Annotated in this window: 11 protein-coding genes; 3 read left to right on the top strand and 8 right to left on the bottom strand. The window is 60.4% G+C overall.

Going from position 1 to position 11937, the window contains the following annotated elements; translation table 11 throughout:
* Positions 1–8: 8 nt before the first annotated feature.
* Together ACYZT7_RS13785 and ACYZT7_RS13780 are read right to left on the bottom strand one after the other, a co-directional pair.
* A complete protein-coding gene (locus tag ACYZT7_RS13785) occupies positions 9–671 on the bottom strand; it encodes an amino acid ABC transporter permease (RefSeq protein WP_017339153.1) in 663 nt (220 codons plus the stop codon).
* A 52-nt stretch (positions 672–723) separates the two neighbouring features.
* The gene (locus ACYZT7_RS13780; RefSeq protein ID WP_462041437.1) at positions 724–1572 is read right to left on the bottom strand and encodes a transporter substrate-binding domain-containing protein; all 849 of its coding nucleotides are present in this window, start codon (positions 1570–1572) and stop codon (positions 724–726) included.
* Positions 1573–1915: 343 nt separating this feature from the next.
* On the opposite strand from ACYZT7_RS13780, the gene ACYZT7_RS13775 reads away from it, so the two are divergent.
* A complete protein-coding gene (locus ACYZT7_RS13775; protein WP_462041436.1) occupies positions 1916–2365 on the top strand; it encodes a thioredoxin family protein in 450 nt (149 codons plus the stop codon).
* Between the two features lie 123 nt (positions 2366–2488).
* Here the strand turns inward: ACYZT7_RS13775 and ACYZT7_RS13770 are convergent, their stop codons facing one another.
* Positions 2489–4048 (bottom strand): TerC family protein, encoded by a 1560-nt coding sequence (locus ACYZT7_RS13770; protein WP_462041435.1) that lies wholly within the window; start codon positions 4046–4048, stop codon positions 2489–2491.
* A 267-nt stretch (positions 4049–4315) separates the two neighbouring features.
* The gene (locus tag ACYZT7_RS13765; RefSeq protein ID WP_462041434.1) at positions 4316–5182 is read right to left on the bottom strand and encodes a LysR family transcriptional regulator; all 867 of its coding nucleotides are present in this window, start codon (positions 5180–5182) and stop codon (positions 4316–4318) included.
* Positions 5183–5285: 103 nt separating this feature from the next.
* Between ACYZT7_RS13765 and ACYZT7_RS13760 the strand changes: the two genes are divergently transcribed.
* Entirely contained in the window at positions 5286–6836 is a 1551-nt protein-coding gene (locus tag ACYZT7_RS13760; protein WP_462041433.1) for an MFS transporter, read from the top strand.
* Here ACYZT7_RS13760 and ACYZT7_RS13755 read toward each other — a convergent pair.
* Positions 6826–7230, bottom strand: coding sequence for a MerR family transcriptional regulator (locus ACYZT7_RS13755; RefSeq protein WP_462041432.1), 405 nt, complete (start codon positions 7228–7230; stop codon positions 6826–6828). The genes ACYZT7_RS13760 and ACYZT7_RS13755 overlap by 11 nt on opposite strands.
* 77 nt (positions 7231–7307) lie before the next feature.
* Between ACYZT7_RS13755 and ACYZT7_RS13750 the strand changes: the two genes are divergently transcribed.
* Positions 7308–8534: an NADH:flavin oxidoreductase/NADH oxidase family protein gene (locus ACYZT7_RS13750; RefSeq protein WP_462041431.1), complete on the top strand. Its 1227-nt coding sequence runs from the start codon at positions 7308–7310 to the stop codon at positions 8532–8534.
* Between the two features lie 3 nt (positions 8535–8537).
* On the opposite strand, the gene ACYZT7_RS13745 is transcribed toward ACYZT7_RS13750, so the two are convergent.
* The 3 genes from ACYZT7_RS13745 to ACYZT7_RS13735 are packed head-to-tail and all read right to left on the bottom strand — an operon-like array spanning position 8538 to position 11867.
* Positions 8538–10184, bottom strand: a complete 1647-nt coding sequence (locus ACYZT7_RS13745; protein ID WP_462041430.1) for a phospholipase D-like domain-containing protein — start codon at positions 10182–10184, stop codon at positions 8538–8540.
* Between the two features lie 25 nt (positions 10185–10209).
* Positions 10210–10815, bottom strand: coding sequence for a vWA domain-containing protein (locus ACYZT7_RS13740; protein ID WP_462041789.1), 606 nt, complete (start codon positions 10813–10815; stop codon positions 10210–10212).
* Positions 10816–10868: 53 nt separating this feature from the next.
* On the bottom strand, positions 10869–11867 hold the full coding sequence (locus ACYZT7_RS13735) for an ATP-binding protein (RefSeq protein ID WP_462041429.1): 999 nt from the start codon (positions 11865–11867) through the stop codon (positions 10869–10871).
* Positions 11868–11937 lie beyond the last annotated feature (70 nt).

Here is an 11937-nt window from a genome sequence, read left to right as displayed (position 1 = left end):
GTGGTCTCCTATCGGCGAATCGCCAGACGCTGCTCGAGGTAACGCAGCATCATGGCAATGAGGTAACAGGCCGCCACATAGAGCGCGGTGGTCACCATCCAGGTTTCAATCACCCGGTAGCTCTCGACATTGATCTTGCGCGCGTAATAAGTCAGCTCCGGCACGGCAATCGCAGCCGCCAGCGAGGTGTCCTTGAACAGCGAAATGAAGTTATTCGACAAGGCCGGCAGCACATTACGCAGCATCACCGGTACGGTGACGTACGCCTTGACCTGCCACTCGCCCAGACCGATTGCCAACCCGGCTTCACGCTGCCCCTTGGGAATGCTCAACAACCCGCCGCGGAACACTTCGGTCAGATAGGCCCCGGCATACAGCGACAGCGTGATGATGAACGACGGGATCTTGTCCAGACGGATCCCCAGGCTCGGCAAGGCGAAGTAGATCAACAGAATCAACACCAGAATCGGCGTGTTACGGATGACCGTCACATACACCGACGCCAGCACTCGCAACGCGCGGTGCTTCGACAGCAAAGCAAACGCCATCAGCAGGCCGATCACGCAGCCGATGGCGATCGACACCAGCGCCAGTTCAAGGCCCAGACCGAGCCCCGCCAGCAAGGTGTCGAAATCGCGCCACACGGCAGCAAAGTTCAACTGATAGTTCATGGTCAGCAGTACCTTGAACGGGGCGATTTATGACCACCCCGCTCTCACGGGATCATTTGAATTCGACGGGGAAACCGATGGCCGGGGTTGGGAGATCGACACCGAACCACTGCTTGAACGACGCCGCATAGGTCGGGAACTCAACGCCGGTCATGGCTTCATGCAGGGAGGTATTGACGAAGTTCAGCCAGTCTTGATCGCCGCGTTTGACGGCGCACGCGTAGGTTTGCGGGCTCCAGGCGTAAGCCGGGCTGCGATAGCGACCCTGGTTTTGCACCATCAGGTATTTCACCGACGATTGATCGGTGGCAGCGGCATCGGCGCGGCCGGAGTTCACCGCCTGATACATCAGGTCCACGCTGTCGTATTGATCGACCTTGGCTTTAGGCAACGCCTGATGCACCAACTCTTCGGCGTACACGTTCTGCAGCACCGCCACGGTCACGCCGTCGCCAGCGGCTTTGAGGTCTTCGATTTCCTTGTACTTGCTGTTGGTCGGCAACAGCAGGCCGACACCTTCGCGGTAGTACGGCAGCGTGAACGCCACCTGCTGCGCACGGCTGGCGGTGACGGTAATGAACTGACAGCTCATGTCGACCTTGTCGGTCAGCAAGTTGGGAATCCGCGCATCGGACGACTGCACCACGAACTCGACCTTGCTCGGGTCGTTGAACAACCCTTTGGCCACCATCCGCGCGATATCGATATCGAAACCCTGCAACTTGCCGTCCGCACCCTGGAAGTGCCACGGCGCATTGGTACTGCCCGTGCCCACAATCAGTTTCCCGCGGGCCAGCACGCTATCGAGCTTGCTGTCCGCCGCCTGGGCCACGCCCATGGCAGCAGCCGAAGCCGCGAGAACAAAAACACACGCTTTAAACAAGGTAGGTCGGCGATGCATGGCAAGCACTCCAGGGTGATGTTTATTCCGCTATACCGGATATTGGTATGTAACAACGGAATAAACAGCAGAAAGTGTGCCACAGGTTGTGGGAGGGATGTTGGTGAGATTGAAAAGCAAGGTGAATCAATAAGATGCGTAAAGCACAGACAAACCTGTTACCCAACGCACAACGCGAGAACCGCTACCGTTGGCCTCAACGAACGGGTACTTGCACCACATTTGAAAGGTAGCGATTCAAAATGAAGCAGGGCGGTACCTGTAATTTCTGACAGTAGACCCGCCGCTCCCTCTCCTTTACCGTCAACCAACCCACGATGCGCGTGTGAAAAAGGAGATTTCAATGAGCTCGATGACCGCCCATTCAGCGCTGGCCCCGGTCTACCGCAAGGCCCTGAACACCTGGCGCCCGGTGATCTTGTACTTTGGCAATCAACACTGTTATGCCTGCGAAATGGCCGGACCGATTTTTCGCCAGATCGCCGAGCCGTATCGGCATCACGCGCAAATCTACATGCTGAACACCAGCGATTCCCCCCAGCATCCGGACGTTACCGGCACACCGACCGTGCTGTTTTACAAGAACGGGAAGTTGCTGAAAAAACTCAAGGGGATCGGCACTCAGCAAACCCTGGAAGAGGACTTCGCTCAGCACATCGGCAGGCTGAGGCCCAGACATGTGGCTCGCAAACCTCACCACGACTTGCCGTGGCTGCAGAAAACCTTCAGCACTTTATGCACCGCACCTCGGGCACGCGACCTGTTGAAAGCGCGTTTCAGGAGTGCTGTTTAAGTCGTCTGACAGATCGTTATCGCGAGCAAGCTCGCTCCCACAGTTGACCGAATTGTCCGAACAGACACGGCCTAATGTGGGAGCGAGCTTGCTCGCGATGAGGGCTGCAAGGTCTGCGAAAAATCACCCGTCGATTCGCGCCAGTAACACCCGCGTCACCCGCCGCTCCTCAACCGCCGCCACCGTGATCCGCCAGCCTTCCCACTCATGGCTGTCACCGATCATCGGCAGGCGATCCAGCAGGCTCACCACCAGCCCGGCCAGGGTCTGATAGTCGTCGGTGGGCTCTGCCGCAAACCCGGTCCGCTGCCGCACCCGCGCCAGGTTCAACGCGCCGCTGACCATGAACCCACCCTTATCCTCGACCACATCCGGGCCCTCGATTTCGCTGGCGTCTGGCAACTCGCCGGCGATCGATTCGAGAATGTCGGTCATGGTCAGCACACCGACGAAGTCACCGAACTCATTGACCACGAACGCAATGTGAGTCGAGGCTTGGCGCATCTGTTCCAGGGCATTGAGGATCGAGTAACTGTCCAGCAAGTTGATGGTCTTGCGCGCCAAATGCTCAAGACCAGGCTGGTTGCCGGCCAGGTATTCCTTGAGCAATTCCTTCTTGTGCACGAAGCCCAGCGGCTCATCCACCGCGCCATCGCGAATCAGCGGCAGGCGTGAATAGGACGAATTCATCAGGCGCGTGCGAATGACTTCGGCATCGTCGGACAGGTCGATGTGATCCACATCAGCGCGTACGGTCATCAAGGTGCGGATCGGTCGCTCGGCGAGTTGCAGAACACCACTGATCATCACTCGTTCGCGACGGTCGAACAGCTCTACGCTCGGCGCTTCGCCATTGTCCAGCATGTCGGCAATCTCCTCGCCAACCTCCTCCACCGCCAGCTTGCGGCCACCGAGCAAACGCATCACGGCGTGGGCCGTGCGCTCACGCATCGGTCGCAGGCCCTGCATCGATTTTTTACGGCGAGCCCGGGCAATCTGGTTGAAGATCTCGATCAGGATCGAGAAACCGATGGCCGCGTACAGGTATCCCTTCGGAATGTGGAACCCCAGGCCTTCAGCGGTCAGCGCGAAGCCGATCATCATCAGAAAGCCCAGACAGAGCATGATCACCGTTGGGTGTTCATTGACGAAACGGGTCAGCGGCTTGCTGGCGACGATCATCAGGCCGATGGAAATAATCACCGCGATCATCATCACCGCCAGTTCATCGACCATGCCCACAGCGGTAATCACCGCATCCAGGGAGAACACCGCATCGAGCACCACGATCTGCGCCACGATCGGCCAGAACATCGCATAAGCCGCATTAGACGCGCGCTGGCCGATATGGCCTTCGAGTCGCTCGTGCAATTCCATGGTGGCCTTGAACAACAAGAACACACCACCGAACAGCATGATCAAGTCGCGGCCGGAGAAGCTCTTGTCGAACACCTCGAACAACGGCTGAGTCAGGGTCACCAGCCACGAAATACTCGCCAGCAGGCCCAGGCGCATCAGCAACGCCAGGGACAAACCGATGAGCCGCGCACGGTCGCGTTGCTCGGGCGGCAACTTGTCGGCAAGGATTGCGATAAACACCAGGTTGTCGATGCCCAGCACCAACTCCAGCACGATCAACGTCAACAAGCCCAGCCATGCGGTGGGGTCAGCTATCCATTCCATAAAAACGTCTCGATCTCTTCAGTGAATTCAGAAAGCCAGGCACGGCAAGGCGCGGCGCAGAGGCCGTGGCGGTGAAATGACAAAGGGATTCGGAAGTCGGAAGACCGGATGCTTCGCGTGCATCAAGACCGCGTGGTAGCACGAGGAGAAAGGATAACCGGGAGGCTCCGAGAGGGTGTTCATGCAAGTCCTGAAAGGAAAAAGGCCTTGGAGCGTACAGGCGTAATCGACATTTCCTACAGTCGGAAATCATTACAAGATCTGTAATCAGCACTTTTTGACCCGCTCGATATACCGCTCCACCGCGGGTGACTTCTCGAATCGCCGATGGATCAACGACAACCAGGAGCTCGCCTCACACCCCTTGATCGGCCGGTACAAGACACCGGGCAGACTGACATGCCCGACCACCGATTCCGGCACGACCGCCACGCCCTGCCCCAACGACACCAGCGCTATGACCGCCACCAGCCCGCCCGGTTGCGCCCCCAGTTTCGGCGCAAATCCACCCTCGGCGGCGACTTGCAAAGTGCCGCTGATTTGCTCCGGCAGGATGAACGTCTCGTTCAGCAAATGTTCCGGGGCAATCTCTGGCAGACGGCACAGCCAGGACTCGGCAGGCACCGCCAGCACAAAACCTTCTGCATCCAGGCGAATGGCGTCCAGGCCGTCAGGCAGGGTCATGGGTGAGCGGACATAGCCAATATCGAAACGTCCCTCGACCACCATCACCGGCAATGACGCCATGGGACTTTCCCGTACGCTCAGGCTGACGTCAGGACAGTCGCGACTGAAGGATTGCACCTGTTTCTGCAGCAAGCCCGAATACACCGCCGAAGCCACGTAACCCAGTTCGATATGGCCAATATCCCCGCGCCCGGCACGCTGGGCGTTGTACTGAGCGTATTCGAATTGCCGCACCGTCGCCTCGGCCTCGATCACCAGCGCGGCGCCGGCCTCGGTCAGGCTGACTTCACGTGTTTGGCGCACGAACAATCGCGTGCCGAGTTCGTTCTCCATGTCCTGGATCTGTCGAGTCAAGGTCGGCGGTGCGATACCGAGTTGTTCGGCGGCGCGGGTGAAGTTGCCTTGCCGGGCAACGGCGAGGAAATAGCGAAAATGGCGAATATCCATCGGGGCGTTAGCTCAAAGGTAATGAAGTGACAAGGCGTACCTAACAAGGACAGTAGCAACCGGCGATAAGCTGCACTGACTTTTACAGTAGAGAAACGCTGCCATGCCCGTCAAACCCAAGGTGAGCCCGCGACTGACATTACTCACAGCCTCAGGCGTTTGCTCGCTGATCGTTCTCGACACCAACATTGTTGCCGTCACCCTACCCACGATCGCCCGGGACTTGGGGGCAAACTTTGCCGACATCGAATGGGTGGTCAGCGCTTACATGCTGGCCTTCGCCGCCCTTTTGTTGCCGGCCGGAAGCATCGCCGACCGCTTCGGCCGGCAGAAAACCCTGCTCTGCGGGTTGGCCATTTTCATCCTCGCGTCCATCGGTTGCGGTGCCGCGCCCAATGCGTTGTTCCTCGACATCGCCCGGGCGATCAAGGGAGTCGGCGCGGCCTTGTTGCTGACCTCGGCCCTCGCCTCCATCGGCCACACCTTTCATGATGAAGTGGAACGGGCCAAGGCCTGGGCGTTCTGGGGCGCGTGCATGGGGGTGGCGATGACCGCCGCGCCGACGGTCGGCGGGCTGATCACCGAATACATGGGCTGGCGCTGGATTTTCTACCTTAACCTGCCCGTCGGATTGTTCCTGATGGTGATGGTCTGGCGCGCCGTGCCAGAGTCCCGCGACACTCAGTCCGCACGCCTCGATCCCTGGGGCAGCCTGGCGTTCAGTGCGAGTTTGTTGTGCCTGATCTGGGGCCTGATCGAGGCGAACCGGATCGGCTGGAGCAATCCGCTGACCTACGCTCGGCTGATCGGTGGCGCCTTGTTGCTGGGGCTGTTCGTGGTGATTGAACGGCTGCAGCGGCGGCCGATGGTCGACCTGCAACTGTTCAAGCATCCGCGTTTCATCGGCGCGCTATTGGGCATGTTTGCCTACGCCGGCTGCGCCCAGGTGATGATGACCCTGCTGCCCTTCTACCTGCAAAATGGCTTGGGTTTCTCGGCCATCGCTTCAGGTCTGGGGATGTTGCCGTTTGCCCTGACCATGCTGATTTGCCCGCGCATCGGCATACGTCTGGCGAGTCGATTTGCCCCTGCCACATTAATGGCCGCCGGTTTGACCCTGGTCGGCAGCGGCAATCTGCTCAGTGCCTGGGCGGTCAGCAGCGGCGGTTACCTGCTCTTCGCCCTAGCGATTGCCGTGACCGGCGCCGGTGCCGGGCTGCTCAACGGCGATACGCAAAAGAACATCATGGCCTGCGTGCCACGGGAGCGCACTGGCATGGCCTCAGGCATGAGCACCACCATGCGCTTCAGCGCCATCGTGCTGGCCATTGGCGTGTTCGGCGCGTTGCTGTCCAGTCATACCGAACTGTTGTTGCGTACGAGCCTGACGGCACAGGGTGCGCAATGGCTCGGCCAAACCCAGGGCATCGCCTCGCGGGTGGTGGCCGGTGACATGACGGCGGCGATGAGCCTGCTGCCAGAAGCCGCTCGCCCGATAGTCGAACCGCTAGCTCGGCAAGCCTTCGTCGGTGGTTTCAGCCTGCTGCTTTGGGTGGCGGGTTTGCTGGCATTGTTGGGGGCGCTGGTGGTGGGCACGTTGATGCGCAATCCAATCCCCGCCCCCTCGACCGCAGCCATCGGCGCTAAGGCTTGAACGACGCCAATACTCGCTCGGCATTCGCTACGCAACCCATGCCCTCGGGTCGAGATTGAATGTTGTCGATCACCTCCAACAGCTGCGCCTTGCTCTGCGCCAGGTGCAGCTGCATCTCTTCAATCTGTTCGACTTTGCGCGTTAGACCCGCCAGCAATTCGTCTTGCTTGAACTCACCGGTCGCGCTGTCCGGCAACAACTGCTTCAACTCCTCCAGGCTGAACCCGGCCTGCTGAGCGCAAAGGATGATCTTCAGGGTTTGCAACGCTTGGTCGGGATAATGCCGGTAACCGTTGGCCCGGCGTTCCACCTGCCGAATCAAACCCTGAGCCTCGTAAAACCGGATGCGCGACGCGTTCAACCCGCTCAATTGCGCCAATTCACCAATTTTCATCTCAGCCTCATTTGCCTGCTTGACATTAAAGTTAACTTTAAGCTTAGCCTCTACTCATCACTGATGAGGAGTCAAGCATGTCGCCCTTTCAAGCGTTGAATTTGCCCAACGGCCAGACCATCGGCAACCGCATCGCCAAAGCCGCGATGGAAGAGAACCTCGCTGACAGCGGGCAGGCACCTGCAGAGGCTTTGTTCCGGCTGTATCAGGCGTGGGCCGAAGGCGAAACCGGATTGTTGCTGAGCGGCAACGTGATGATCGACCGCCGCGCCATGACCGGTCCCGGTGGTGTGGTGCTGGAAGATGAACGGCACCTTGAACGCTTTCGCCAATGGGCAACTATTGGCCGGGCCGGTGGCGCGCAGTTCTGGATGCAGCTCAATCATCCTGGCCGTCAGACCATGGCCAACCTCGGCCAGCAAGCGTTGGCACCTTCGGCGGTGGCGCTGGACCTGGGCGCGTTCTCGAAGATGTTTGCCGAACCCAAACCCATGAGCGAGCGCGACATCGAAGACGTCATTCAACGCTTTGCCACCAGCGCTGCCCTGGCGGAAAAGGCCGGCTTCACCGGAGTGCAGGTTCATGCCGCACACGGTTATCTGATCAGCCAGTTCCTCTCGCCCTTGACCAACCGCCGAACCGACCGCTGGGGCGGTTCTCTGGTAAATCGCGCGCGCTTGTTGTTGGCGGTGGTCAGCGCCGTGCGCAAGTCTGTGTCGCCGACATTTTGCGTGGCGGTGAAGCTCAACTCCGCAGACTTCCAGCGCGGCGGTTTCGACGCCGACGATGCCCGGCAAGTCATCGAGTGGCTCAACGATCAACCGATCGATCTGCTGGAACTCTCTGGTGGCAGCTACGAAGCCCCGGCCATGCAAGGCGAGGCCCGGGATGGTCGGACCCTGGCGCGTGAAGCGTACTTTCTGGAGATGGCCGGAGAATTGGCCAGTGTGGCGAACATGCCGGTGATGGTGACGGGCGGGATTCGACGTCTGGCGATCGTCGAACAGGTACTCGACAGCGGCATCGCCATGGCCGGAATCGGCACAGCACTCGCGATTGAACCTCAACTGGTCAAACGCTGGCGCGAAGGCCAGAACAGTCATCCGCAACTGCCGCCGATTCGCTGGAAACGCAAACCCCTGGCAGCACTGGCGAGCATGGCCGTCGTGAAGTTCCAGCTCAATCGCCTGAGCCGTGGGCGCAAGACCCGTCCCGAGGTTTCGGCGATATGGGCGTTGATTCTCGACCGCGTGCACATCGCCCGGCGTACTCGCCAGTACCGGCAGGCGATGAACAGGTCATAGCGCTTATCGCCCCGAGAAGCGCACTCTCGACAGCATCCGCATATCCCCCGCGCGATAGTAATCATCGGTCCAGCTGTCATCCGCCGCCAACGGCTTGACCTGTTTGAGCGCGAGTTTCTTGGCGAAATAGCGAAAGCGGTAATGCTCGTAGAACCGCAGCAGCTCCAGACCATAACGATCCGCCAGATCGGTATCACCGCGAATGATCAGGTAGTTCTCGTCATTGCCATTGCTGGCCGCGGCACTGAGGTTATGGCTGCCGCTGATGATCGTCGGTGCATCGCTGGTGAAGTCCGTCACGACGGCTTTGGTGTGCACCAGCAGGTTGCCCTTCTGGCCTTTCATGTTCTCTCGCAGCCACCCTTCCAGCCCGGTGTTGAGCAGCGCGGTGGCGGCGAATTCGGCGGTGCGGTCGGCGTGGAAACCGGTGATCCGGCTGACGGTGTTTTGCAGACCGTAACGCAAAATGTCGTCGTGGGGTTGGCCGAGCAAGGCGTTGAGGATGTCGTCGGGCAAGGCGAACGCGGTGACGAACAGCACATCCTTTTTCGCGGCGTTGATGATCTCGACAAACTCACCCAGATCCCCTTTGCCCGAGCGCGGTGAGAACCCGGCGAACATCGGTTGCAGCGGATCCATCGGGTTGTTTTGCGTGAGCCAGTTTCGGGTAGCGCCGACATCCGCCGGGTTAGCCCAGACCTGCTCGAAGGTGCGCAGATAGCTGGCGCTGACTCGCGTGTCGTCCAGCACATGCACCACGTTGGCCTGGCGGTAGACGCCGTTGGGCGTGAAATTGGTGCTGCCGCAAAGCACCGCTTCGGGCTGCCGCTGTCCCGCTGCGTCGAGCCGGCTCAGCAGCATGAATTTGTTGTGGAAGATGTTATGGGTGACTCGGCCGCGCTTGTTCTCTGCCGGGATGTTTTCCAGGCTGGCCTCGTTCATGGTGGTGTCCTCATCACCCCGCTGGGCGTGATACAGCACGCGAACGTTCACCCCACGTGCAAACGCTGCATTGACGGCATCGACGATGGCCTGCAATTCATACTCGTAGATGGCAATGTCCAGCGCCCACTGGCCATCTACCGCACGCTCGATAAAACCCAGCAGACGCCCGAGCAAACCGTTTTCCAGCCATTGCCGCGGGGCATCCGGCCAGGCTTCGATGGGCAGGTTCTTGTTGGCGGTGATCAACGCGTCGAGCTCGGGAAATTTACGCTGGAACGCTTGGCTGGCGGCGACCGCACGGTTGAAGATCACGCTTTGGTTATTCGGCAGTCCATTGTCGGAAGTGACTGTCACTTCCAGGTATTCACCCAGTTGCGGCGCATCAACGGTGCCGTAAGCCAGGTGGATTCGGTAATGGATCGTCATCCCCGGATTGACCGCGTAATCGGCCCAGCGAAATTTCTGCAACGGCGCGATATCGCTGGGGGTGGCGCGAAACTGGGGAAACGTATGCACCTTACCGGGGAAGGTCAGCTTGTTGAACAGGAACAGCCAGGGCTTGGGGCCTTGCTGTTTTTCGATGGCGAAACCCAAGAGGCCTTTGCGGCGGGGTTCGGCCAGGTCCATGGCCAACAGTACGCCATTGGTACCGGCGTAAGCCTTGACGCGGAAATCATCCTGATCGTTGGCGGCTAGAACGCGCATGACTCACTCCTGTGATTTTTTCGGCTCACTGCATATCATCGATATGTTGATATTCGGCCTGCAACTCGGCAGCCATCACCTTAGCCCGTCCAAGCCGAATCGGCCCGCGTTCGATGTCGATCAGCAGCCCAGGACAATCAAGCGCCGACAACCTTGACCAGTCCTTCAATCGGCCATCGGTGACCAACAACAATCGCTGCTGTTCCGCCGGAAAGCGTTTTTGCCGTGCTGTCAGCCATTGCCCCGCCTCTCCCAGCGCCGCCAGTAACGGTGTGCCACCGCCCGCCCCCAGGCCATCAAGCCAGTTGTGCAAACCGGCGGAAGCTTTCAACCCTTGCACTTGCCATTTCGGTAGATTGCCACTGGCCGTCAGCAACGCCAGGCGCGCACGCTGGCGATAGGCGTCGTCGAACAGCTGCGCCAGCAAGCCCTTGGCATCGCTCAACGCCTGATGGCGGCGGGTCGAGGCCGAGGCGTCGACGATCACCAGCCACAGCTCGTGGGGCGAACGGGTGCGCAAGTGAAACAAGACATCGTCGCGATGGCGCGGGCGGCCATTCAGCAATGTGCCGGGCCAATTGATCGAGCCGTTACGTGCCGCGTGACGTTTACCCTGCTTGCCATTGTCCAGCCGTCCGGCGCGGGGTCTGGCATTCGCCTCCGCGTCAGATCGAGGGCGAATGCCTAGGGCTTTTTTGGCCAGCTCGGCACTTCACGTCGCGCGCCGACCGGTAACGCCTGGGCGGGCATTTCCCCCCATTGGCCCTGGCCTTCGCTCGGGTTGGTATTTTGGGTCGAGGGCGGCTGACTGTGTTGCGGCGCGGGTGCCGACTGCTCGCGGCGGCGATGGCGCAAGGCAAATTCGGCGACGGCGTCGATATTTTCCTCGGAGATTGCGCTCGCCCCGCACCACGCTGCATGGGCACGCGCCGCGCGCAACCAGACCAGGTCGGCCCGCAAGCCATCGACTCCGGCGGCAAAGCAGCGCTCGGTAATCTGTGCCAGCGCATGATCGTCGAGAGGGACACTTGCCAGCGCGCTCCGCGCCCTCTGGCAACGTTCGCGCAGCGATTGCTGTTGGCTTTCCCATTCGGCGCAGAAGCTGTGGGGATCGCTGTCGAAATCCAGCCGTCGCCGGATGATCTGGCCGCGTTCGGTCGGTGCTGTGTGACCACTGAGGGCGACGTTCAGGCCAAAACGGTCGAGCAGTTGCGGACGCAGCTCACCCTCTTCCGGGTTCATGGTGCCGATCAGCACGAACTTCGCCGAATGCCGATGGGAAATGCCGTCGCGTTCGATCAGGTTGGTGCCGCTGGCGGCCACATCCAACAGCAGGTCCACCAGGTGATCGGGCAGCAGGTTGACTTCATCGACGTAGAGCACGCCGCCGTCGGCCTTGGCCAGTACTCCGGGGGAAAACTGTGCGCGACCCTCGCTCAGGGCGGCGTCGAGGTCGAGGGTGCCCACCAGCCGTTCTTCGGTGGCACCGAGCGGCAAGGTGACAAATTGGCCGCTGGCCAGCAAGTCCGCCAGACCTCGGGCCAGCGTTGACTTGGCCATGCCGCGGGGGCCTTCGATGAGAACGCCGCCGATTTTCGGGTCGATGGCGGTCAGGTAGAGGGCGAGTTTCAGATCGTCGGCGCCGACCACGGCGGAGAGGGGGAAATGGGGGGTGTCGGTCATGGTTTGTCTGGGTCCGTGGTCGTTGGTTTGGTGGTGGGGTGTCAGAGGGATCGCCCCTCACCCTAACCCT

This window comes from Pseudomonas sp. RT4P38, from assembly GCF_054897765.1.
The sequence above is the reverse complement of the archived record's forward strand: the minus strand, read 5'-3'. Positions and strand labels throughout refer to the sequence as shown.

Excerpts from the sequence above, each read along its gene's own strand:
- ACYZT7_RS13785 (WP_017339153.1), bottom strand. The coding sequence starts at position 671 with ATGAACTATCAGTTGAACTTTGCTGCCGTGTGGCGCGATTTCGACACC.
- ACYZT7_RS13780 (WP_462041437.1), bottom strand. The coding sequence starts at position 1,572 with ATGCATCGCCGACCTACCTTGTTTAAAGCGTGTGTTTTTGTTCTCGCG.
- ACYZT7_RS13775 (WP_462041436.1), top strand. The coding sequence starts at position 1,916 with ATGAGCTCGATGACCGCCCATTCAGCGCTGGCCCCGGTCTACCGCAAG.
- ACYZT7_RS13770 (WP_462041435.1), bottom strand. The coding sequence starts at position 4,048 with ATGGAATGGATAGCTGACCCCACCGCATGGCTGGGCTTGTTGACGTTG.
- ACYZT7_RS13765 (WP_462041434.1), bottom strand. The coding sequence starts at position 5,182 with ATGGATATTCGCCATTTTCGCTATTTCCTCGCCGTTGCCCGGCAAGGC.
- ACYZT7_RS13760 (WP_462041433.1), top strand. The coding sequence starts at position 5,286 with ATGCCCGTCAAACCCAAGGTGAGCCCGCGACTGACATTACTCACAGCC.
- ACYZT7_RS13755 (WP_462041432.1), bottom strand. The coding sequence starts at position 7,230 with ATGAAAATTGGTGAATTGGCGCAATTGAGCGGGTTGAACGCGTCGCGC.
- ACYZT7_RS13750 (WP_462041431.1), top strand. The coding sequence starts at position 7,308 with ATGTCGCCCTTTCAAGCGTTGAATTTGCCCAACGGCCAGACCATCGGC.
- ACYZT7_RS13745 (WP_462041430.1), bottom strand. The coding sequence starts at position 10,184 with ATGCGCGTTCTAGCCGCCAACGATCAGGATGATTTCCGCGTCAAGGCT.
- ACYZT7_RS13735 (WP_462041429.1), bottom strand. The coding sequence starts at position 11,867 with ATGACCGACACCCCCCATTTCCCCCTCTCCGCCGTGGTCGGCGCCGAC.